The 21,013-nt window shown below is 62.6% G+C and carries 20 protein-coding genes, 1 rRNA gene and 2 pseudogenes; 11 read left to right on the plus strand and 12 right to left on the minus strand.

From position 1 onward, the window contains the following. Positions 1–128: 128 nt before the first annotated feature. Positions 129–243: ribosomal RNA gene (gene rrf / locus AB5Y91_RS05295) — 5S ribosomal RNA — on the plus strand. Positions 244–342: 99 nt separating this feature from the next. Here the strand turns inward: rrf and AB5Y91_RS05300 are convergent. From AB5Y91_RS05300 to ilvY, 3 genes are all read right to left on the minus strand, one after another. After that, complete coding sequence (locus AB5Y91_RS05300; RefSeq protein WP_368169240.1) at positions 343–2,916, minus strand: GNAT family N-acetyltransferase; 2,574 nt, start codon at positions 2,914–2,916, stop codon at positions 343–345. Between the two features lie 90 nt (positions 2,917–3,006). After that, positions 3,007–3,198 carry a hypothetical protein gene (locus tag AB5Y91_RS05305; RefSeq protein ID WP_106887833.1) on the minus strand — a complete coding sequence of 64 codons (192 nt, stop codon included), beginning with the start codon at positions 3,196–3,198 and terminating at the stop codon, positions 3,007–3,009. Between the two features lie 102 nt (positions 3,199–3,300). Then, entirely contained in the window at positions 3,301–4,194 is an 894-nt protein-coding gene (gene ilvY / locus AB5Y91_RS05310) for an HTH-type transcriptional activator IlvY (protein WP_163149163.1), read from the minus strand. A 224-nt stretch (positions 4,195–4,418) separates the two neighbouring features. Between ilvY and ilvC the strand changes: the two genes are divergently transcribed. Next, on the plus strand, positions 4,419–5,900 hold the full coding sequence (gene ilvC / locus AB5Y91_RS05315; RefSeq protein WP_111913732.1) for a ketol-acid reductoisomerase: 1,482 nt from the start codon (positions 4,419–4,421) through the stop codon (positions 5,898–5,900). Between the two features lie 151 nt (positions 5,901–6,051). Here ilvC and pgi read toward each other — a convergent pair whose 3' ends face one another. The 7 genes and pseudogenes from pgi to coaBC form a co-directional block, all read right to left on the minus strand. Beyond that, the gene (gene pgi, locus AB5Y91_RS05320) at positions 6,052–7,701 is read right to left on the minus strand and encodes a glucose-6-phosphate isomerase (RefSeq protein ID WP_368169241.1); all 1,650 of its coding nucleotides are present in this window, start codon (positions 7,699–7,701) and stop codon (positions 6,052–6,054) included. A 417-nt stretch (positions 7,702–8,118) separates the two neighbouring features. Continuing rightward, positions 8,119–8,955 carry a mechanosensitive ion channel domain-containing protein gene (locus AB5Y91_RS05325; RefSeq protein WP_106885449.1) on the minus strand — a complete coding sequence of 279 codons (837 nt, stop codon included), beginning with the start codon at positions 8,953–8,955 and terminating at the stop codon, positions 8,119–8,121. A 181-nt stretch (positions 8,956–9,136) separates the two neighbouring features. Beyond that, positions 9,137–9,241 (minus strand): annotated as a pseudogene (locus AB5Y91_RS05330) (nucleoid occlusion factor SlmA); the annotation flags it as partial. A 7-nt stretch (positions 9,242–9,248) separates the two neighbouring features. Beyond that, a pseudogene (locus AB5Y91_RS05335) lies at positions 9,249–9,353 on the minus strand (nucleoid occlusion factor SlmA); the annotation flags it as partial. Between the two features lie 7 nt (positions 9,354–9,360). After that, positions 9,361–9,957 carry a nucleoid occlusion factor SlmA gene (gene slmA, locus AB5Y91_RS05340; RefSeq protein ID WP_005323760.1) on the minus strand — a complete coding sequence of 199 codons (597 nt, stop codon included), beginning with the start codon at positions 9,955–9,957 and terminating at the stop codon, positions 9,361–9,363. Between the two features lie 71 nt (positions 9,958–10,028). Next, positions 10,029–10,487: a dUTP diphosphatase gene (dut, locus tag AB5Y91_RS05345; protein ID WP_368169242.1), complete on the minus strand. Its 459-nt coding sequence runs from the start codon at positions 10,485–10,487 to the stop codon at positions 10,029–10,031. A 121-nt stretch (positions 10,488–10,608) separates the two neighbouring features. Then, positions 10,609–11,811, minus strand: a complete 1,203-nt coding sequence (gene coaBC / locus AB5Y91_RS05350; RefSeq protein WP_368169243.1) for a bifunctional phosphopantothenoylcysteine decarboxylase/phosphopantothenate--cysteine ligase CoaBC — start codon at positions 11,809–11,811, stop codon at positions 10,609–10,611. Positions 11,812–11,958: 147 nt separating this feature from the next. Here coaBC and radC point away from each other — a divergent pair, with 147 nt between their 5' ends. The 6 genes from radC to AB5Y91_RS05380 all read left to right on the plus strand — a co-directional run bounded on the left by radC (position 11,959) and on the right by AB5Y91_RS05380 (position 15,631). Beyond that, positions 11,959–12,633, plus strand: coding sequence for a DNA repair protein RadC (gene radC, locus AB5Y91_RS05355; RefSeq protein WP_106887834.1), 675 nt, complete (start codon positions 11,959–11,961; stop codon positions 12,631–12,633). Positions 12,634–12,769: 136 nt separating this feature from the next. Then, positions 12,770–13,006: a 50S ribosomal protein L28 gene (rpmB, locus tag AB5Y91_RS05360; protein WP_005307492.1), complete on the plus strand. Its 237-nt coding sequence runs from the start codon at positions 12,770–12,772 to the stop codon at positions 13,004–13,006. Between the two features lie 11 nt (positions 13,007–13,017). Beyond that, complete coding sequence (gene rpmG / locus AB5Y91_RS05365) at positions 13,018–13,185, plus strand: 50S ribosomal protein L33 (RefSeq protein ID WP_005323752.1); 168 nt, start codon at positions 13,018–13,020, stop codon at positions 13,183–13,185. 94 nt (positions 13,186–13,279) lie between these two features. Continuing rightward, positions 13,280–13,735, plus strand: a complete 456-nt coding sequence (locus tag AB5Y91_RS05370) for a hypothetical protein (RefSeq protein WP_139744769.1) — start codon at positions 13,280–13,282, stop codon at positions 13,733–13,735. 27 nt (positions 13,736–13,762) lie between these two features. Beyond that, positions 13,763–14,575, plus strand: coding sequence for a bifunctional DNA-formamidopyrimidine glycosylase/DNA-(apurinic or apyrimidinic site) lyase (gene mutM / locus AB5Y91_RS05375; RefSeq protein ID WP_025328772.1), 813 nt, complete (start codon positions 13,763–13,765; stop codon positions 14,573–14,575). A 177-nt stretch (positions 14,576–14,752) separates the two neighbouring features. Next, positions 14,753–15,631 carry a VirK/YbjX family protein gene (locus AB5Y91_RS05380; RefSeq protein ID WP_368169301.1) on the plus strand — a complete coding sequence of 293 codons (879 nt, stop codon included), beginning with the start codon at positions 14,753–14,755 and terminating at the stop codon, positions 15,629–15,631. 75 nt (positions 15,632–15,706) lie between these two features. On the opposite strand, the gene coaD is transcribed toward AB5Y91_RS05380, so the two are convergent. Further along, the gene (gene coaD, locus AB5Y91_RS05385) at positions 15,707–16,189 is read right to left on the minus strand and encodes a pantetheine-phosphate adenylyltransferase (RefSeq protein WP_139744767.1); all 483 of its coding nucleotides are present in this window, start codon (positions 16,187–16,189) and stop codon (positions 15,707–15,709) included. A gap of 223 nt (positions 16,190–16,412) precedes the next feature. Here coaD and AB5Y91_RS05390 point away from each other — a divergent pair, with 223 nt between their 5' ends. Continuing rightward, positions 16,413–17,456, plus strand: coding sequence for a glycosyltransferase family 9 protein (locus AB5Y91_RS05390; RefSeq protein ID WP_106885455.1), 1,044 nt, complete (start codon positions 16,413–16,415; stop codon positions 17,454–17,456). Positions 17,457–17,514: 58 nt separating this feature from the next. Here AB5Y91_RS05390 and AB5Y91_RS05395 read toward each other — a convergent pair whose 3' ends face one another. Further along, positions 17,515–18,303 (minus strand): glycosyltransferase family 2 protein, encoded by a 789-nt coding sequence (locus AB5Y91_RS05395; protein WP_368169244.1) that lies wholly within the window; start codon positions 18,301–18,303, stop codon positions 17,515–17,517. A gap of 225 nt (positions 18,304–18,528) precedes the next feature. On the opposite strand from AB5Y91_RS05395, the gene waaF reads away from it, so the two are divergent. Together waaF and waaA are read left to right on the plus strand one after the other, a co-directional pair. Next, positions 18,529–19,626 (plus strand): lipopolysaccharide heptosyltransferase II, encoded by a 1,098-nt coding sequence (waaF, locus tag AB5Y91_RS05400; protein ID WP_163137458.1) that lies wholly within the window; start codon positions 18,529–18,531, stop codon positions 19,624–19,626. Between the two features lies 1 nt (position 19,627). Continuing rightward, positions 19,628–20,905, plus strand: coding sequence for a lipid IV(A) 3-deoxy-D-manno-octulosonic acid transferase (waaA, locus tag AB5Y91_RS05405; protein WP_368169245.1), 1,278 nt, complete (start codon positions 19,628–19,630; stop codon positions 20,903–20,905). The last annotated feature ends 108 nt before the right edge of the window (positions 20,906–21,013 follow it).

Consider the following 21,013-nt stretch of genomic DNA (forward strand, 5'->3'; position numbering starts at 1 on the left):
ATACAACACCCAAGAAGTGTTTCTGGCCTTGTAGCAAGTGCATGAACTACTAACTAATTCAGTGATAGCGACAAAGCCTACGGGCAACCTCGTTATTCACGTCAGCTTTCCGAGATTGAAGTTATTTGCCTGGCGGCCATAGCGCCGTGGAACCACCTGATCCCATGCCGAACTCAGAAGTGAAACGCGGTAGCGCCGATGGTAGTGTGGCATTCGCCATGCGAGAGTAGGACACTGCCAGGCACCCAATACAAGAAACCCCGCTCACCGAGCGGGGTTTTTTATTGCCTGAAATTCACAGCCTGCATCTATATTCGGTTGATTTATAACCGAACCTCACCTTCATCGGCCCTGATCTGCACAGGGCAGCACCATATTGACTACGCCGTCTTCCAGCTGGATGTCGATCTGGAAACCCAGCCGCTTGGCCAGGTTGATCATGCCGCGATTGCTGGGCATGGTCATGCCCGACAGCTGGCCGATGCCGCGCTCTCTGGCGTAGCGCACTATTTTCTCCATCATCAGCGTGCCAAGCCCCAGCCCTTTCATATCCGATCGCACCAGGATGGCGAATTCCGCGTCAGACTGGTCCGGATTGGAGATGGCGCGCACCACTCCCAGGATCTGCTGGTTGAAGGCGCCGTCCTGTCCGACTGCGACGAAGGCCATCTCCCGGTCATAATCTATCTGGGTCATGCGGGCCAGCTCCTCGTGCCCCAGCTCCCCCACGTCGGCGAAGAAGCGCTTGTATCTGTCCTCATCGGAGACCTTGAGCACGAACTGCTTGTGGGCCGGTTCGTCCTCCGGCCGGATCGGGCGCAGCAGGACATGGCTCTGATCCTTGAGCCAGGCACCCTCCTCCAGTTCGGTGGGATAGGGGCGAATGGCCAGTGGCAGCATCTGCCGACCCTCTTCCATCAGCACCAGCCTGGCATCCAGGATCACCATCTCTTCACCACAGGCCTGCAGCGGGTGCAGATCCAGCTCCTGGATTTCGGGGAAGGCCAGCAGCAGTTCTGAGAGCTGGCACAAGACCTGGCCGAGGGCATCGATATCGAGTCGTACCGGACTGGCCTGTTCGCGGATCTTGCCGTTCTTGAGGGCACCGATGATCTGGTAGCGAGCGAGCGCCTGGTTGAGCGGTGGCAGGGCCGCGACCATTTCGTGGGGTTCGGCGCCTGACTCCCCGAGCAGGATGACGGGGCCGAACACGGGATCCTGCTGCAAGCGGATCCGCAGCTCCAGCCCCCCGCTGCGGCGCGCCATGCGTTGCACCAGCAAGCCTTCTATTCGCGCCCCCGGGTCGTGCTGGCGGACCCGGTCCAGGATGGCATCCGCCGCCTGGGCCACTTCCGCCGAGGTGCGCAGATTCAGCATGACACCGTGCACCTCGGACTTGTGGGCTATGTCAGGTGAGCGCAGCTTCACCGCCACCGGATAGCCTATCTGCTCCGCGGTCAGCGCCGCTTCGATAGCATCGGAAACGATCCAGGTCGACAGGGTGGAGAGACCGGCCGCCTGCATGATGGGTTGTGCCAGGTGGGTATCCAGTACCCGCTGCTTGCGATCCAGCGCCTGGCGGAGCAACTGCTGGCAACGCTCGGCATCTAGCCTGTCCCCTTGCAGGGAGGCGGGGGTCTCCATCAACTGCTTCTGGTTGCGGCGATATTCCACCATGTGCATGAAGGCGGTGACTGCACTCTCCGGGGTGCGGTAAGTGGGGATCCCCGCCTCATTGAACAAGCGGCGACCCTCCTGGGCCGAGTATTCTCCCGCCCAGTTGGTCAGTATGTTGAAACGCCTTGCCCTGGGGTGCTGCTTGAGGAAATCGATCAGATTGCTGGCCAGGGTTGCACCGCGGGCGGTAAGGGAGGGGGCGTGGATCAGCAGGATGGCATCGGCCCCGTCTCCTTGCAGCAGCTCGTCCAGCGCGGTTCTGTAGGCCTCCACATCGGCATCGCTGCCTATGTCCAGGGGAGGCATGGCCATCTTGCCACCGCGCGCCAGCAGCACGTCTGCGGCCATGTTGGCCAGACCGCGCCCGTTGGAGAGGATGGCGAGTCGCTCCCCCTTGAGGGTCAAGGAGTGGCTCAGGGTTTCGACGGTGGCAAACAGCTCATGGGTATCCCGGACCCGCAGCATGCCGGCCCGGCGGATGGCGGCGTCATAGACGTTGTCGAGGCCGTTGGCCGGATCGTGGCGGCCGCTCTTGAGTACCAGAATGGGCTTGTTGCGGGAGGCGGCGCGGGCGGCGGAGAGAAAGTGGCGGGCATCGTGCAGCTTGTCCATGTAGATCAGGATGGCGCGGGTTGCCCCGTCGCGGGAGAGTTGATCCAGCAACTGGCCGAAGTCGATATCGCAGTGATCCCCAAGCGAAACGAAGGCCGAGAAGCCAATCTCCCGCTGTTTGGCCCAATCGAGAATGGTGGTGCTGACGGCCGCCGATTGGGACAAAAAGGCCACCTGCCCCGGGGTGGCGGCTATGGGGGAAAAGCTGGCGTTGATGCCCTGCCCGGGCAACAGCATGCCCATGCTGTTGGGGCCGAGCAGGCGGATGCCGTATTGCTGGCAGAGCTGCCTGAGCCGCTGGCGCTCGTCGCCGGAGAACTGGGCGGCCAGTATGATGGCTGCGCCGGTTCCCTTCTTGCCGAGCTCCTCGATGAGCGGTAGTACCCGCTCGCGCCGGGTGCAGACGATGGCAAGATCCGGAGAGAGGGGCAGGCTCTCGATATCGGGATAGGCGAGCACGCCGGCGACGGACCGGCAGTGAGGACTGACCGGCAGTATGGGGCCCTTGAACTGGCCCGCGAGCAGATGCCGGATGACTACATGCCCGGCCTTCTGGGGGTCACTGGAGGCACCGATGACGGCAATCGATTGGGGTTTGAAGAGCCGATCCAGGCCGCTTGGTTTCATGGGCACTCCTCATGGCGACCCCCGAGGCGAGGGTGACGTATGGTGCCAGTCTAATACGCTTCAGGCGTTCATTCTGTGACCCATTGCGGATCACGACCGGGCCAGGGCATTGGCACGCAGATAAAATCTCAGCTCACCCTGGATGCGCCGCACAGTGGCCAGGTGCCTGTCCTGCACATAGATCTCCTGCTCCCGATCGAGCGAGGTGCGCTGGACTCCGAGGCTCTGCAGGTACTCTGCAAACAGGATGGCACTCTGGATTTCGACAAGATGCTGGCTCACGGCATGGCTCTTTGTGGTGGATGGGTTTGCCGGCCAGTGTCCCCTCTTCTACTGGGCTTTCATACTGACACATTTGACACTGATGCTGGGGCCATTCCGGAGTCAGCGCAGTCCTGCATGACCGCGGGCCGTGTCCCAGAAGGCACGGATCAGCGGCTCTTCCAGCCGCTTCTTGAGCACGGCGATGCCGACATCGAACGGCTTGAGGGCAGGCCTGGGTTCGACGATGCGCACCTTGTCCCCCATGGGGCTGTGGTCGATCACGGCGGCAGGCACCAGGCCTACGCCGAAGCCGAGGGCCACCATGGCGACTATGCCTTCATTACCGGCGACCTCGGCATAGATGTTGGGGGCTATGCCCTTGTTGCGAAACCACTGATCACAGCGTTTGCGGGCCAGCCCCTGCTCCGAGAGGATGAGCGGCAACCGCTCCCAGTTCGGTTCCCCCTGCGAGAACCACTGGCTCGACTGCGGTGCGGCCCGGGGGGCGATAAACACCAGCGGTACCTGTTGCAGGCTGGCGAACTCCAGCTTGGCAGAGAGCGCATCCGGTCTGGCGGCGATGGCGAGATCGGCCTCGTCCGCCAGGATCTTGTCCACTGCCAGGGCGGGGTCGCCGGTCTCCAGCTTGATCTCGAGTTGGGGATAGCGGCGACGAAAGCGCTCCAGCACCTCGGGCAGCAGGAAGTAGCTGGCGGTGACCGAGCAGAAGACCCGCAGCCGGCCCTGCAACGGCTCGTCGCTGCGCCTGAGTTCCTGCTTGAGCCGCCGCCACTCCTGCAGCAGGCTGCCACCGAACTCCCGCAGCTTCTCTCCCGCCGGGGTGAGCCGCACGCTGCGGTTGTCCCGCTCGAACAGCACGCAGCCGGTCTCCTGCTCCAGTCGCTGGATGGCGCGGCTCAGGGTGGAGGGGCTGACCGCCATGGCATCGGCGCTCTTGCCGAAGTGGAGGGAGTCGGCGAGGTGGAGAAACAGTTCGAGATTGCGAAGGTCCATCTTTGAATTCCTGCAACGGCGCTTGTGCCGACTATATCCGTTCAGGCTGCAAGCCCCCGAGATGCACCGGGCGGGAAAAACGGCCTGAGATTGCCAAGAGTCACATTTCAATTTATGCAACGTACTGTTTCGAATATATCAGTTCAGGCAATAAGTGTCCCGCGCTATAGTGGTTTGGACAACGCCGTTACCCGGCATGGAATCAATCGAACGGAGCAATCACCATGGCTAACTATTTCAACACCTTGAACCTGCGTCAGCAGTTGGCCCAGCTGGGCAAGTGTCGTTTCATGCAGCGCGAGGAGTTCGCTGACGGTTGTGCGGCGCTCAAGGGCAAGAAGGTGGTGATTGTGGGCTGTGGCGCCCAGGGTCTGAACCAGGGCCTGAACATGCGCGACTCCGGGCTGGACATTTCCTACGCCCTGCGCAAGGCCGCCATCACCGAGAAGCGTGCCTCCTGGCAGAAGGCCACCGACAACGGCTTCGTCGTCGGTACCTACGAAGATCTGATCCCGACTGCGGATCTGGTACTGAACCTGACTCCGGACAAGCAGCACTCCGACGTGGTGAAGACCGTCATGCCGCTGATGAAGCAGGGCGCGGCCCTGGGTTACTCCCACGGTTTCAACGTGGTGGAAGAGGGTCAGCAGATCCGCGCCGACATCACAGTCGTCATGGTGGCGCCCAAGTGCCCGGGTACCGAGGTGCGTGAAGAGTACAAGCGCGGTTTCGGCGTACCTACCCTGATCGCCGTTCACCCGGAGAACGATCCCCAGGGTGAAGGCATGGCCATCGCCAAGGCCTGGGCCTCCGCCACCGGCGGCGACCGTGCGGGCGTGCTGGAATCCTCCTTCGTGGCGGAAGTGAAATCCGACCTGATGGGCGAGCAGACCATTCTGTGCGGCATGCTGCAGGCAGGTTCCCTGCTCTGCTACGACAAGCTGGTTGCCGAGGGTACTGACCCGGCCTACGCCGGCAAGCTGATCCAGTTCGGCTGGGAAACCATCACAGAGGCACTGAAGCAGGGTGGCATCAGCCTGATGATGGACCGCCTCTCAAACCCGGCCAAGCTGCGCGCCTTCGAGCTGTCCGAGCAACTGCGCACCCTGATGCGTCCGCTGTTCGAGAAGCACATGGATGACATCATCGCCGGCGAGTTCTCCCGCGGCATGATGGCCGACTGGGCCGAAGACGATGCCAAGCTGTTCGGCTGGCGCGAAGAGACCGGCAAGTCTGCCTTCGAGAATGCCCCGGCTTATGCGGGCAAGATCGCCGAGCAGGAGTACTTCGACAACGGCGTGGTCATGGTTGCCATGGTCAAGGCGGGTGTCGAGCTGGCGTTCGAAACCATGGTGGCCTCCGGCATCTATGAAGAGTCTGCCTACTACGAATCCCTGCACGAGCTGCCGCTGATCGCCAACACAGTCGCCCGCAAGCGTCTGTACGAGATGAACGTAGTGATCTCCGACACCGCCGAGTACGGCAACTACCTGTTCGCCAACGCCGCCGTGCCGCTGCTGCGTGAGCACTTTATGCCGACCCTTCAGGCTGGTGATCTGGGCAGTGCCCGTGCCGAGAGCAAGGCGGTGGACAATCTGGCGCTGCTGGCCGCGAACGAAGCGACCCGCAATCACCCCATCGAGCAGATCGGCCAGACCCTGCGCGGCTATATGAAAGACATGAAGCGCATCGCCGTCGGCGGTTGATGCTGGCGATGGAAGGGCGGGGGTGACGATCCCCGTCTTCTGGCTGGCTTAGACACCTGGCCAGATCTCCACAGGATGGCAACGCCGGCTCCCGGCAATAAAAAGCCCCGCTCTATGAGCGGGGCTTTTGCATTCAGAAAGATCGGGGAAGTCAGGCTTTCCAGGATTTCCAGGTGTTGATCAGACCGTTGGTGGAGCTGTCGTGGCTGGTGACGGCGTCATTGCTGCCCAGCTCCGGCAGTATCTTGTTGGCCAGCTGTTTGCCCAGCTCCACGCCCCACTGGTCGAAGCTGAAGATATTCCAGATTGCGCCCTGTACGAAGATCTTGTGCTCGTACATGGCGATCAGGGCACCCAGGGTTTTCGGGGTCAGGCTCTTGAACAGTATGCTGTTGGTCGGGCGGTTGCCTTCGAACACCTTGAACGGCACCAGATCCTTGACCTGCTCCAGCGTCTTGCCGGCGGCCAGGAACTCGGCCTCGACCTGTTCCTTGCTCTTGCCGAAGGCCAGGGCCTCGGTCTGGGCGAAGAAGTTGGCCAGCAGTTTCGGATGGTGGTCGCCGATGGGGTTGTGGCTGATGGCCGGCGCCAGGAAGTCGCAGGGGATCAGCTTGGTGCCCTGGTGGATCAGCTGGTAGAAGGCGTGCTGGCCGTTGGTGCCCGGCTCACCCCAGATGATGGGGCCGGTCTGGTAGTCAACCGGCTTGCCGTTGCGATCCACGTACTTGCCGTTGGATTCCATGTTGCCTTGCTGGAAGTAGGCAGGGAAGCGGTGCATGTACTGATCGTAGGGCAGAATGGCTTCGGACTCGGCACCATAAAAGTTGTTGTACCATAGGCCGATCAGCGCCAGCAGCACAGGCAGGTTCTGCTCATAGGAGGCAGTGGCGAAGTGCATGTCCATCTCGAAGGCGCCTTGCAGCAGGGCCTCGAAGTTGTCGAAACCGACGGACAGGGCGATGGGCATGCCGATGGCGGACCAGGAGGAGTAGCGGCCGCCAACCCAGTCCCAGAACTCGAACATGTTGTCGGTGTCGATGCCGAACTCGGCCACGGCCTTGCCGTTGGTGGAGAGCGCAGCGAAGTGCTTGGCCACGTGGGCCTTGTCACCGGCGATGTCGATGAACCAGTCGCGGGCGGTCAGGGCGTTGGTCATGGTCTCCTGAGTGGTGAAGGTCTTGGAGGCCACTAGGAACAGGGTGGTCTCCGGATCGATCTTCTTCAGGGTTTCGGCGATGTGGGTGCCATCGACGTTGGAGACGAAGTGCATCTGCAGGTGGTTTTTGTAGGGGCGCAGTGCCTCTGTGATCATCACAGGACCCAGATCGGAACCGCCGATGCCGATGTTGACCACGTGCTGGATCGCCTTGCCGGTGTAGCCCTTCCACTCGCCGGAGATAATCTTCTCGCAGAAGCCCTTCATCTTGGCCAGCACGGCGTTTACTTCCGGCATCACGTCCTTGCCGTCGCACTCTATGGGACGGTCGGAGCGGTTGCGCAGGGCCACGTGCAGGACGGATCGGCCCTCGGTCATGTTGATCTTGTCGCCGTTGAACATGGCGTCGATGGCGCTGCGCAGATCGGTCTCCTTGGCCAGATCGATGAGCAGCTTGAGAGTCTCCTCAGTGATCAGGTTCTTGGAGTAGTCGACCAGGATGTCGCCTTGATAGGTGAGGGAGAACTTGTTGAAACGCTGGGGATCCTGGGCGAACAGATCTTTCAGCCGGGTCTCTTTGTTCGCTGCAAAGTGGGCTTCCAGTGCCTGCCAGGCCTGGGTCTGGGTTGGATTGATATTTTTCATAGGATTACCGATCTTCCAAGTTGTGTTTGAACCTTGCAGGCAAGGCTCCCGCCAAACCTTATTATTCGAGCACTATACCGGGCCCATTATACCGAGCACATGGTGCGGCCCGTGTAACAGAGCTTTACCAATTGTCTGCATCGAAGGAGTTTACAACCAAAACGCTGCGATTATGAGTCAGCAGGGGCCATGAGATCTTGCGTTGGCTCATGCTTCGCCGGTCTCGTCAGGTTGAAAGGGGTTTCAATGTGGCAGGGGGGAGGCGGGGCGCACCAGGTGGCTGAGATGGGATGAAGCGGCCGCCTTTGAACGGGTGTTGGGCAGACATCCGACCGTCCTGGCGGTAGCCGGTTTTCCCCAGCCCCGGAAACGACAATGCCAGCCCGGAGGCTGGCATTGTGGCCATCATGACTAGATTCAGGCCTGGGTCTTCTGCATGTGCATGACCATCTGGGGGAAGGGGATCTCGACGCCCTCGGCATCGAAGGCCAGCTTCACCTTCTCGTGGAAGTCGAACCAGACACCCCAGTAATCGCCAGTCTTGACCCAGGGCCGCACCACTATGTTGACCGAGGAGTCGGCCAGGGCGGCGACGGCGATGACGGCTTCCGGATCTTTCAGGATGCGCGGGTCCTCGTTCACCAGTCGCTCCAGTATCTGCTTGGCCTTGCGCAGGTCAGAGCCGTAGCCGATGCCGAAGGTCATGTCGACCCGGCGGGTATCCATGCGCGAGTAGTTGACTATGGTGCCGTTGAGGATGGCGGAGTTCGGTACTACCACCATCTTGTTGTCACCGGAGGTGAGGGTGGTGGTGAACAGCTGGACGGACTGCACCACGCCGTTGGTGCCCGCTACTTCAATAAACTCGCCCGCCTTGATGGGGCGGAAGATGATCAGCAGGAAACCGGCGGCGAAGTTGGAGAGGGATCCCTGCAGCGCCAGACCTATGGCCAGACCGGCGGCACCTATGATGGCGACGAAGGAGGCGGTCTGTACCCCGACCCGGCCCAGGGCCGCTATCACCACGAACACCAGAATGGTGTACTTGAGGATGCTGCCGACGAAGTGGGTGACGGTGGCATCCAGCTTGCGGGTCTGCATCACTCTGACCACGCCACCGCTGAGAATATTGGCGGCGATGTAACCGACCAGCAGGGTGAGCAGGGCGGCGGCGATGTTGACCGCGTACTCGATGATCAGCCCCTGGTTGTTGACCAGCCAGGTCTGCGCTTCGGTAATGATCTCGGGTTCCATAGGATGTCCTGTTGGTATAAAGGTTTATGGCGCATGAATCTAACACCGGAACGCGACAACCTGGGTCGCATCTGGTGCTTATTTTGTGCCATAGCAAGCTGCCACAAAAAACAAGGGAGGCCAAGGCCTCCCTTTGTGTCCCAGTCCATCTGCGCCGGCATGGCCGCCGACGATTGCACATTCAACTCTGCAATAGCTGGCTGCGCATAAACTGCCATTGATCTTCAAAACCTGCGGTGGGCTTGAGCTTGAACTCGGAGCGGACGCCTTGGTCGATCCGCTCCTCTGGCTACTCAGCTTTGCAGCAGTTGGCTGCGCATAAACTGCCACTGATCTTCAAAACCTGCGGTGGGCTTGAGCTTGAACTCGGAGCGGACGTCTTGGTCGATCCGTTCCTCTGGCTACTCAGCTTTGCAGCAACTGGCTGCGCATAAACTGCCATTGATCTTCGAACCCGGCGGTGGGCTTGAGCTTGAACTCGGAACGGACGAACTGGCTGATCCGTCCCTCGGCATAGGCCAGCAACAGGTTGGCCAGCATGGTCTCATCGAGCTGGAAGCCCTGGCCTTCCCGCAGCCGCTTTTCCCTCAGTGCCTGCTTGAGCTGGGTCTCCAGCTTGTCAAACAGGGCGCTGATGCGATCCCGCAGCCGATCGTGCTCGCCCAGCAGGGCATCGCCGTTGAGGATGCGGGTGATGCCGGGATTGCGCTCGGCGAACACCAGCAGCAGCTGCAGTATATGGTGGCAGCGGGCCATGGTGTCCTTCTCTTCGGCCATGATCAGGTTGACCCGTGACAGCAGGGAATCCTCGATAAAGTCGATCAGCCCCTCGAACATCCGCGCCTTGCTCGGAAAGTGCCGATAGAGGGCCGCCTCGGACACACCCACCTCGGCCGCGAGGCGCGCCGTGGTGATGCGCTGGCCCGGACTGGTTTCCAGCATGTGGGCGAGTGCCTGCAGGATCTGATCGCGCCGACTCTGTTTCTGGTTACTGCTTGCCATGGATTCCCCTAAAAAAAACAATGGCTTGATTCTGTTATTAGACACAGACCCCAGGGGCCTGTGTGGTCTTGTTATTGGCGACCAGAAGAACCAAACCCGCCTTCACCCCGTTCACTCTGATTGAACTCATCGACCAGCTGGAAGCTGGCCTGCACCACGGGCAGGATCACCAGCTGGGCGATGCGCTCCCCTGGCTGCATGGTGAAGCTGTCGTTGCCGCGATTCCAGACCGAGACCATCAGCTGGCCCTGGTAGTCGGAATCGATGAGGCCGACCAGGTTGCCGAGCACTATGCCTTGCTTATGACCCAGGCCGGAGCGGGGCAAGATGGTGGCGCACAGACCCGGATCCTGAATGTGGATGGCGAGCCCGGTCGGCACTAGCGTGGTGTCGCCCGGTGCCAGAGTGATCGGTGCATCCAGCAGGGCGCGCAGATCCATGCCGGCGGAACCCGGAGTGGCGTAGGCAGGCAGCGGGAAGTCGGTGCCGATGCGGGCATCCAGGATTTTCAGTTCAATTTGTGTCGTCATGAATCGTTTTTCAATTGGATCGCCCGGGGACGATCGAGTGGTTCAGTGGGCGCCCTTGGGTCGCCCAGCATGTTGTCAATGCGATGCCGGTCGCCATGAGTCCGCCGCCAGTGGCAATGGCTCAGGGTCGATAGTGGCGTGCAATCAGGGCGATAAGATGACGAGCCAGCGTCAGCTTGTCGGCCAGGGGCAGGGCGGCCTGACCCCCTTGCCAGAAGACGGTCAGGGCGTTGTCATCGGCATTGAAGCCTTGACCCGCGCGGGACACGTCGTTGGCGGCGATCATGTCCAGCCGCTTACGTCGCAGTTTGTCGAGGGCGTATTGTTCCACATCCACGGTTTCGGCGGCAAATCCGACGGTGAAGGGCTTGTCTGACAGTGCCCCCACGGCAGCTATGATGTCGGGATTCTTGACCAGGGTCAGCGCCATCTGGTCGTTGTCACCTGTCTTCTTGATCTTCTGGCTGGCGACCTGGGCCGGGCGATAGTCCGCCACGGCGGCGCAGCCGATGAAGAGATCGCACTCATGAACCCGGTTCATCACCGCCTGGTGCATCTGCTCCGCGCTCTCCACGTCGACCCGCTCAATCCCCTGGGGCGTGGCCAGGGCGACCGGGCCGCTCACCAGGGTCACCTCGGCACCCGCCTCGCGGGCGGCGCGGGCGATGGCATAGCCCATCTTGCCGGAGCTGTGGTTGCTGATGTAGCGCACAGGATCCAGCGCCTCGCGGGTCGGCCCGGCGGTGAGCAGCAGTTTGACTCCCGCCAGCAGCGGCTCGGCAGTCAGCTGCTGGCAGCAGCGCTCCACCAGTTCGAGGGGATCCAGCATCCGGCCCGGACCCACGTCACCGCAGGCCTGGCTGCCGGAGTCCGGTCCCCACAGCAGGATGCCGCGGCTGGCCAGGGTATCGAGATTGGCCTGGGTGGCGGCGTTGCGATACATCTGCTGGTTCATGGCCGGGGCCAGCGCCACGGTTGCCGGAGTGGCCAGGCAGAGGGTGGTCAGCAGCTCGTCCGCCATGCCGGCGGCCATGCGCGCCATCAGATTGGCACTGGCGGGGGCGATCAGCACCAGATCCGCCCACTTGGCCAGCTCGATGTGGCCCATGCCCGCCTCGGCGGCCGGATCCAGCAGGCTGTCGGCGACCGGGTGGCCGGAGACGGCCTGCAGGGTCAGGGGAGTGATGAACTCCTTGGCGGAGCGGGTCATCACCACCCGCACCTCGGCCCCCTGATCTCTCAGGCGACGTACCAGCTCGGCACTCTTGTAGGCGGCGATCCCGCCACTGACACCCAACAGGATGCGTTTATCGGCCAATCTCATCTGCTGCTTCTCTTTCGGCTCACTCTGACTGGTCGGCTAAGATAGCACAGGCGATGGACGACGACAGAGGCTGACATGGGGGAGTTGTGGTCGGGCTCCCGTGATTTTTTGCTATGTTTTCTCTCAATAGCCATGGGAGAGAGACAAATGAGCATCAAGGAGTGGCCGGAAGATGAGCGCCCCCGGGAGAAGCTGTTGCGCCGTGGGGCGGGGGCGTTGTCCGATGCGGAATTGCTGGCGATCTTCCTGCGCACCGGGGTCAGCGGCCTGAGCGCGGTGGATCTTTCCCGCCAGCTGTTGCAGCAGTTCGGATCCTTGCGGGCGCTGCTTGGGGCCGAGCAGCAGGCTTTTTGCGGCGCTCACGGGCTGGGGCCGGCCAAATATGCCCAGTTGCAGGCGGTGCTGGAGATGGGCAGACGGCATCTTGCCGAGCAGTTGCAACGGGGGGAGGCCCTCACCTCTCCCCAGTTGACCCGGGAGTATCTGCAGGCTCAACTGCGGGACAGGCCGCGGGAGGTGTTTGCGCTGTTATTGCTCGATAACCAGCACAGAGTGATTCAATTTGTTGAACTTTTCTACGGCACCCTGGATTCGGCGAGCGTCTGGCCCAGGGAAATCGTGCAGATCGCGCTCAAACATAATGCAGCCGCCGTGATTCTGGCGCATAATCACCCGTCCGGCGTAGCCGAGCCCAGTCGGGCCGACCGCCAGATCACGGATCGGATCCTGGCCGCCCTGGCCTTGGTCGATATCAGAGTGCTGGATCACTTGGTGATCGGTGACGGCATCACGGTTTCTTTCGCAGAGCGTGGTTGGTTATGACTGGGCTCTGGCACTGTATTAGTTGATCTTTGATCACGGATGCTGTATAAAATGCCGCCTTCTGTTTGCCCCGCAATCGAAGGCCAGCGGGGCAGATATTTGCTCGAGCAATGAAGTAAGATTTGGAGAGACTGACATGTCTAGAGTATGCCAAGTAACCGGCAAGCGCCCGGCAGTTGGTAACAACCGTTCGCACGCTAACAACGCTACCAAGCGTCGTTTCCTGCCGAACCTGCACACTCACCGTTTTTGGGTTGAGAGTGAAAAACGCTTCGTAAGCCTGCGCGTATCCGCAAAAGGCATGCGTATCATCGACAAGCGCGGCGTTGAAGTGGTTCTGGCTGAACTGCGTGCCAGCGGCGTTAAGGTATAAGGAATTAGATCATGGCTAAAGGTATTCGCGATAAGATTCGCCTGAACTCCAGCGCCGGTACTGGTCACTTCTATACCACTACCAAGAACAAGCGCACCATGCCCGAAAAAATGGAGATCAAGAAATTTGATCCCGTTATTCGTCAGCATGTGATCTACAAGGAAGGCAAAATCAAGTAATTACTTGATGCTGCATTCCCAAAAAACCCGGCTTAGTGCCGGGTTTTTTTATGGGTGAAATTCAGTACACTGCCGCTTCAAAGGGAGGCTTGCCATGTTCAAATTGAGCCGTAAAGGCTGGAATAACGTGATCATAGTGGTGGTGCTGATAGTGATCACCCTGCTGCACCGGCTGGAGCAGGCCCAGCAGGAGAACAGCGCCCAGCGGTCGCGTCCCCTGCTGCCCGAAGCTGCCGTGGTGTTGACCTGGCAGGGGCCGAGCTGGCAGATAGAGCGGATCGGCCAGGGCTGGCGCAGCGGGCCGGATCTGGGGCTCAGCAGCGCCCAGCTGGCCGCCCGCATCGAGACATGGCAAGGCTGGTTGTTGCCCCCGGGCGGGGCCGTGCGCGGCACCCCTGTTACCCTCAAGATATGGGTCGCCGGCCAGAGTGATCCGGTTGAAGTGGGGCTCTATCAGGACGACGGCAAGTTTGCCGCCCTGCTGCCCCCCTCGACCTGGCTCACCCTGAGCCAGGAGCAGTACCGCGACCTGCTGCGTCCCACCCCCTGAACCCTGCCGTGAGCGAGAGGCCTGTCTATGCCTGAATTACCGGAAGTCGAAGTCAGCCGCCAGGGGATATCTCCCTGGCTCACCGGCATCAAGGTGACCCGTGTGGTGGTAAGGGATGGCCGTCTGCGCTGGCCCGTGCCTGGCGAGATCCAGGAGCTGGTGGATCTCGTCATCCACAGGGTCAGCCGCCGCGCCAAGTATCTGCTGCTGGAGACCGATTTTGGCACCGCCATCCTGCACCTTGGCATGTCCGGCAGCCTGCGGGTGCTGGACATAGGCACTCCGGCCGAGAAGCACGATCACGTGGACATCGAGCTCGCCAACGGCAAGCTGCTGCGGCTCAACGATCCGCGCCGTTTCGGCGCCCTGCTGTGGACCCGTGAACCCGCCGAGGCCCATGCCCTGCTCGCCAAGCTGGGGCCTGAGCCGCTCACCGAGGCCTTCAGCGCCGACTATCTGCGGGCGCGGGCCAAGGGGCGCAGCACCGCCATCAAGCAGTTCCTGATGGACAACCAGGTGGTGGTCGGGGTGGGCAACATCTACGCCAACGAGGCGCTCTATGCCGCCGGCATTCACCCCAAGCGGGCGGCGGGCAACATCAGTGGCGAGCGGTTGGGGACCCTGGTGGCCGAGATCAAGCGGGTGCTGGCCGAGGCCATTCGCCAGGGAGGCACCACCCTCAAGGACTTCACCAGTGCCGATGGCAAGCCGGGCTATTTCGTGCAGCAGTTGCAGGTCTATGGCCGGGGCGGCCAGCCCTGTTTCCACTGCCATACCCTGCTGACCGAGGTGAGGATGGGCCAGAGAACCACTGTGTTCTGCTCCCACTGCCAACGCTGAATTGCCGTTTTTTGGGCCATATCCGGCCAAGTTGTAAGAGAGTATTGCCAGTCTGTTGATGCCGCTTTCGTCCATGACTACTATCTCGCCAGTTCAGGCTGCGAGGTAATAAAAATGACAGCAGAATCAATAGACTGGGATCATCTATCCCGGCAGGGGCACTATTGCGCCCAAAAAATGGCCCGCTTCCTTTATCCCGATGACAGCGCCCGCAAGACCTTCAATCGCGGCAAGTTCGTGCTGCGTAGTCTGCTCTACCGGCCGCAGTTGAACCGGGTGTTCGAGCTGTTTCAGACAGAACCCCTGAGGGCCCTGCCTGCCCACTACCCCGAGCTGCTCGACAAGCCGATGCGACCCTATCGCTTCGCCTGCTCGACCGTGAACCAGCGGGTCAGGATGGTGGAGGATCACTACCGGCTGTTGCTGGCCCGCTACCCGGATCTGATCGACCCGCTCTATCTGGGGGAGGGGATCGAACTCGGCCGCTACCCCGAGGGTGGTTGCCGCCTGGTGTTGCGCCACGACGGCACCTTCCGGCGGGAGGCCGAACTGGCCCTCTCCATCGTCAACGAGCAGGGGGAGCGGCTCTACAGCTGCGCCTTCTCGCTGGCGGGCAGCGAGCACGATCTGGCGCTGGTGATAGGCTCGGTGCAGGGCCCCGAGCCCGGTGTCGAGCAGCCCCAGGAGCAGGTACGGGCACTGACCAAGGCGGGTCATGGTCTGAGACCCAAGTCGCTGGTGGTGATGCTGGTGATGGCGCTGGCCGGGGCCATGGGGGCAAGCCGTGTCTCGGCCGTGCGGATGAAGGCGCACATCTTCCAGGCCAGACGCTACAGCAAGAAGAAAAAAGCCTGCCTGCAGGCGGACTATGACGAGCTGTGGCAGGAGTTCGGTGCCCTGGATCAGGATGCCAACTTCGTGCGGTTGCAGCCCGTGGTGCGCAAGCCGCTGGAAGAGGTGGCCGCCAAGAAGCGGGCCATGTACCGGCGTCGCTACGCCTGGCTGGACGAGCTGACGCTCAACTGTCAGCAGGCGCTGAACCGCACGTCGGACTGACGGCCGGGGCGGGAGACCGGGGCTGCGCCAGCTGCCCCGACAAACAGGCTACCCGAGGGTAGCCTGTTTGCGTTGTCACTTGCCCTGTTTGGCGGCGATGGCCTGCGCCACCAGAGGATCGACGAACTGGTGGATGTCGCCGCCGTGCAGGGCGACTTCCTTCACCAGGGTGGAGGAGATGAAGGAGTTCTCTTCAGCCGGGGTGAGGAAGACGCTCTCCAGCTCCGGCATCAGGCGGCGGTTCATGTTGGCCAGCTGGAATTCGTACTCGAAGTCGGAGACGGCGCGCAGGCCGCGGATCAGCACGTTGGCCTGCTGCTCCCTGGCAAAATCCACCAGCAGGCCGGAGAAGCCCACCACCTTGACGTTGGGCAGATGGGCGGTCACCTGCTGAGCCAGCAGGACGCGCTCCGCCAGATCGAACAGCGGCCGTTTGCTCGGGCTGTTGGCGACCCCGACCACCACCTCGTCAAACAGCCTGGCGGCCCGGCCAATGAGGTCGGTGTGGCCGTTGGTGATGGGGTCGAAGGTGCCGGGATAGATTACCTTGTTGGTCATGCTGCTGATTCCTGCAACCGGGAAAATTGGTCGCATTATAGGGGCTGTTGGTGGTTTGTCGCGACCGGGATGGCGCGGATTTCTGGCGCTATGCCCCAGGTTTGATCGCCCAAATCAGGGCCCCTCGGCGTCTTCGCTTGAGAATAGCCCGGCATCAGGCAAGAATACCCGCACCGCGCATCAAGCCTCCCTGCATTGGTGACAGGGAGCAAAGGGATTTTTTATGAAACGTATTCTGGTAGTACGCAATGACAAGATTGGTGACTTCATGCTGGCCTGGCCGAGTTTTGCCATGCTCAAGCGCTCCATGGAGTGTCATGTGACTGCCCTGGTTCCCGCCTACACGGCGCCGCTGGCCCGCCTCTGCCCCTGGATCGACGAGATCATTCTGGATCCGGGTGCCCGGGCCGACAAGGAACAGCAACGCGCCTTGCTGGCCCGCATCAAGGCGGCCGCCTTCGATGCCTCCATCTGCCTCTTCTCCAACACCCGTAACGCCAAGCTGGTGTGGAAGGCACACATTCCCTACCGGCTGGCTCCGGCCACCAAGCTGGCCCAGGTGCTCTACAACCAGCGGCTGGTACAGCGCCGTTCCCGCTCCCAGAAGCCGGAGTACGAGTACAACCTGGATCTGGTGCGCCGCTTCCTGGCCGACCAGCAACTGAGCGTGGTGGAGCCCCAGGGGCCCTACCTCAGCTTCGATCCCGAGAGCCTGCAACAGGTGCGCGAGCAGATCGCCAGCCGCTTGAAGCTGGATGCGAGCCGCCCCTGGCTGATGGTGCACGCCGGCAGCGGCGGCTCGGCCAACAACCTCTCCATAGAGCAGTACTCTCGCCTCATCATCAAGCTCAACCAGGCCTGTCCTGAACTGCAGTGCGTGCTGACGGCGGGGCCCGGGGAGGAGAGCAAGGCGGAGCAGCTGGCGGCCGAGCTGCTGGCCCACGGCGGCAACGGCTGGATCTACCGATCCGACGAGGGGCTGCCGAAGTTCTGTCAGGTGATGGCCAATGCCGCCCTGTTCGTGGCGGGCAGCACGGGACCGCTGCACATAGCCGCGGCGCTGGACGTGCCGACCATAGGCTTCTTCCCGGCGCACCGCTCCGCCACGCCGCTGCGCTGGCGTCCGCTCAACAGCGAGGGGCGTCATCTGGCCTTCAGCCCGCCGGAAGACAGCGATCACCCGGAAGACATGAGCCAGCTCGATCCCAAGACAATGGCGGCGGCGATCGCCCGCTGGGCTCCGCCGTTCTGGCGGGCAGAGAGCTGAGAATGCAGACAGGGCCCCTCGGGGCCCTGTCTCGTCATGGGAGTGTCGCCATGCCGGCTTACTTTGGTGCCTGGTCCGGCGCCTGTGGCTGCTGGCGGATCCAGAGGTCGGCGTACTTCGCGAAGGTGGAGTGGGCCGAGAGGATGGCCAGCAGCAGCCCCTGCTTGCCGTCGAGGAAGCCGGCCTTGAGCAGGTACATCTTGAGGAAGCAGCCGACGGCGTGCACCAGCCCCTGACCGAGGGAACCCTTCTTGCCACGGGCGGTGCGCTGATCGGCCCAGGCCCTGGCGTAGCCGGCGGATTTGACCAGATAGTGCTCCAGATCCCGGTAGGTGAAGTGGAGCAGGTCGCCGTGCAGGTTGACGATCTTCATGTTGGCACGCACCTCCACCTTCTCGTGCACCAGCGCCTCGTTGTAGCCGGTGAGCGCCCTGGGGTAGAGGCGCAGCACCCGATCCGGGTACCAGCCGCTGTGGCGGATGAAGCGGCCGAACACCCAGGAGAGGCGGGGGATGGAGTAGATGGTGTCGCCGGCCGGGTCGGCCATGACGGTGGCGATGGCCGCTTTCAGTTCCGGGGTGAGCCGCTCGTCCGCATCCAGCCACAGCACCCATTCCGACTGGACATGGGACTGGGCGAGGCGGCGCTGGCGGCCGAAGCCAGGCCAGGCCGTGTTGACGAAGAAGCGGGCGCCGAATTCGGCGGCGATGGCGGGGGTCTCATCCTGACTGCCGGAGTCCAGGATGACGATTTCGTCCACCAGGCCATCGAGGGAGGCGAGGCAGGCGCGCAGGTTGTCGGCTTCGTTCTTGACGATCAGGACGGCCGCCAGGGTCGGTTTTTTCACGGGTTCTGGACTCTTGTTGGCGCCCGGCGGGCGGGTCATGCTCGGATTGGCGCCCATTCTAGCCTAAAACCCCGGCCGGGGCATGGGCCCGCTCCCCCTTGTGCTGCCCCTGAAGGCCTCTTGCGCATCAGGCAGGGATCTTCTGTTATTTCTTCGGCCTTTCTTGGGGCATAATCTCGCCCAGTAACGATTAACAGCCGGGCCAGTCCCGAGAGAAGACGCGCGATGAAGATATTGGTGATCGGCCCCTCCTGGGTCGGCGACATGGTGATGTCCCAGAGCCTCTACAAGGCACTCAAGGCCAATCACCCGGACAGCGAGCTGCATGTGATGGCGCCGGCCTGGTGCGTGGCCTTGCTGGAGCGGATGCCCGAGGTGGACAAGGCTATCCCCATGCCGCTCGGCCACGGTGACTTCAAGCTGGGGGCCCGCCGCCGGCTCGGCAAGCAGCTGGCCGCCGAGCAGTACGATCAGGCCATCATCCAGCCCAACTCCATGAAGTCGGCCCTCATCCCCTGGTTTGCCCGGATCCCGGTGCGTACCGGCTGGAAGGGGGAGCACCGCTTCGGCCTGCTCAACGACATGCGCAGCAACAAGCAGGCCTTCCCGCTGATGGTGGAAGCCTATCTGGCGCTGGCCTACCCCAAGGCACAGATGAAGAGCCGGAGCGACATTCCGTCCATTCCCCATCCGTCCCTGCACGTGGATCTCGTCAATCAGGACAAGGCCCTGGAGCGGCTCGGCCTGAATCGCGCCCGCCCGGTGCTGGTGCTCTGCCCGGGGGCCGAGTTCGGCCCGGCCAAGCGCTGGCCCGAGGGGCACTACGCCGTGGTGGCCCAGAAGCATCTGGATGAAGGCTGGCAGGTGTGGATCTTCGGCTCCGGCAAGGATGTGGAGGTGGCCAACACCATACGGGATCGGATCAATCCTCTGTCGCGACCCAACTGCCACGTGCTGGCGGGCAAGACCAGCCTGCACGAGGCGATCGATCTCATGGCGCTGGCCGGTCGGGTCATCGCCAATGATTCGGGCCTGATGCACGTCGCCGCCGCCCTCAACCGGCCGCTGATCGGCGTCTATGGCTCCACCTCGCCGCTCTACACGCCGCCCCTGGCGGACAGGGTGGAGATAGTGCACACCGACATCGAATGCCGCCCCTGTTTCAAGCGCACTTGCAAGTTCGGCCACCTCAAGTGCCTGATCGAGCTGATGCCGGAGCAGGTCATAGAGGCGGGCAAACGGCTGGAGCGCAGTGACGGGGCGGACCTGATCATAGCGCTGCAGCCTGTGGCTGAGCCCGCGACCGGCGGCGAAGGCCAATAGCATGATCTATCGGTTGCTCTACAACCTGCTGATCCACCTGGGCCTGCCGCTGGCGCTGCTGGCGCTCTACAAGCCCAAAAAAGGCAAGCCCGGCTTCGGCAAGCGCTGGGCCGAGCACCTGGGGCGGACGCCTGCCACAGGGCAGGAGGCGCCGCTCTGGATCCATGCGGTGAGCGTGGGGGAGACGCTGGCCATCAGCCCCTTCATCCGCGCCCTCAAGGCGGAGCAGCCCTCCTTGCCCATACTGCTCACCACCACCACCCGCACCGGCGCCGAGCAGGCGGCCAAGCTCGGGGATCTGGTGGTGCATCGCTATGCGCCCCTGGACTACCCCTGGGCCGTCTCGGCGTTTCTGGCCACCTTCAAGCCCCGCGCCCTCTGGGTGATGGAGACAGAGCTATGGCCGAACTGGCTGGCGGCCTGCGAGGCACGCAACTTGCCGGTGACCATCCTCAATGCCCGCCTATCCGAGCGATCCTGCCAGCGCTATGCCCGTTTCCAGGGCGCCTTCGATGCCCTCAGCCGCCCGCTGACTCACCTGCTGTGCCAGCACCAGGACGACGCGGATCGCTTCCATCGTCTCGGAATTGGCCGTGAGCGGCTGGCGGTGACCGGCTCCATCAAGTTCGACATCCAGTTTGGCGACGAGGTGCAGGCCCGGGGCCGCGCCCTGCGCCAGCAGCTTGGACAGGAGCGGCCGGTCTGGATCGCCGCCAGCACCCATCAGGGGGAAGACGAGCAGGTGCTGGCCGCCTTCGATCGGGTGCTCAAGGCACATCCGTCTGCCCTGCTGATCCTGGTGCCGCGCCATCCCGAGCGTTTTGCTAAGGTGGCCGAGTTGTGTGCCCCCTACGGCTGCGTGCTGCGCTCTCACTGCCAGGGTCAGGGCAAGCCGGTGAGCGAGACGGACAAGGTCTATCTCGGCGATACCATGGGTGAGCTGCCGCTGATGCTGGCGGCGGCCGATCTGGCCTTCGTCGGCGGCAGTCTGGTGAAGATTGGTGGCCACAACCTGCTGGAGCCGGCGGCGCTCGGCAAACCCTGCCTGACCGGCCCCGCCTACTTCAACTTCAGCGACATCACCCGCCAGCTGGTGGCTCAGGGGGGCGCCGCCGTGGTGGCGGATGCCGATGCCCTGGGCGATAAGGTGAACGCCTTGCTCGGCGATGCGGGCGCCCGCCGCCAGATGGGGGAGCAGGCCCGTGCCGTGGTGCTGCGCAACCAGGGGGCGCTGGCGCGCACCCTGTCCCACTGCCTCGCCGCACTGGAAAACGACTAGCGCGGGTGGCCCTGGTGGCCACCCCGTGCCTTATCCTGCACCCGCCTATAGACCCGCCTGATCCCAAGGCAGGGGCAAAACGCCGCAGGCAATCCGGCCTGCTTTCCT

Origin of the sequence: Aeromonas sp. R4-3, from assembly GCF_040908275.1 — a bacterium.
In the GTDB taxonomy this organism is placed as follows: Bacteria; Pseudomonadota; Gammaproteobacteria; order Enterobacterales; family Aeromonadaceae; genus Aeromonas; species Aeromonas rivipollensis.

Coding starts and splice junctions, on each gene's coding strand:
- AB5Y91_RS05300 (WP_368169240.1), bottom strand. CDS start 2,916: ATGAAACCAAGCGGCCTGGATCGGCTCTTCAAACCCCAATCGATTGCC.
- ilvY (WP_163149163.1), bottom strand. CDS start 4,194: ATGGACCTTCGCAATCTCGAACTGTTTCTCCACCTCGCCGACTCCCTC.
- ilvC (WP_111913732.1), top strand. CDS start 4,419: ATGGCTAACTATTTCAACACCTTGAACCTGCGTCAGCAGTTGGCCCAG.
- pgi (WP_368169241.1), bottom strand. CDS start 7,701: ATGAAAAATATCAATCCAACCCAGACCCAGGCCTGGCAGGCACTGGAA.
- AB5Y91_RS05325 (WP_106885449.1), bottom strand. CDS start 8,955: ATGGAACCCGAGATCATTACCGAAGCGCAGACCTGGCTGGTCAACAAC.
- slmA (WP_005323760.1), bottom strand. CDS start 9,957: ATGGCAAGCAGTAACCAGAAACAGAGTCGGCGCGATCAGATCCTGCAG.
- dut (WP_368169242.1), bottom strand. CDS start 10,487: ATGACGACACAAATTGAACTGAAAATCCTGGATGCCCGCATCGGCACC.
- coaBC (WP_368169243.1), bottom strand. CDS start 11,811: ATGAGATTGGCCGATAAACGCATCCTGTTGGGTGTCAGTGGCGGGATC.
- radC (WP_106887834.1), top strand. CDS start 11,959: ATGAGCATCAAGGAGTGGCCGGAAGATGAGCGCCCCCGGGAGAAGCTG.
- rpmB (WP_005307492.1), top strand. CDS start 12,770: ATGTCTAGAGTATGCCAAGTAACCGGCAAGCGCCCGGCAGTTGGTAAC.
- rpmG (WP_005323752.1), top strand. CDS start 13,018: ATGGCTAAAGGTATTCGCGATAAGATTCGCCTGAACTCCAGCGCCGGT.
- AB5Y91_RS05370 (WP_139744769.1), top strand. CDS start 13,280: ATGTTCAAATTGAGCCGTAAAGGCTGGAATAACGTGATCATAGTGGTG.
- mutM (WP_025328772.1), top strand. CDS start 13,763: ATGCCTGAATTACCGGAAGTCGAAGTCAGCCGCCAGGGGATATCTCCC.
- AB5Y91_RS05380 (WP_368169301.1), top strand. CDS start 14,753: ATGGCCCGCTTCCTTTATCCCGATGACAGCGCCCGCAAGACCTTCAAT.
- coaD (WP_139744767.1), bottom strand. CDS start 16,189: ATGACCAACAAGGTAATCTATCCCGGCACCTTCGACCCCATCACCAAC.
- AB5Y91_RS05390 (WP_106885455.1), top strand. CDS start 16,413: ATGAAACGTATTCTGGTAGTACGCAATGACAAGATTGGTGACTTCATG.
- waaF (WP_163137458.1), top strand. CDS start 18,529: ATGAAGATATTGGTGATCGGCCCCTCCTGGGTCGGCGACATGGTGATG.
- waaA (WP_368169245.1), top strand. CDS start 19,628: ATGATCTATCGGTTGCTCTACAACCTGCTGATCCACCTGGGCCTGCCG.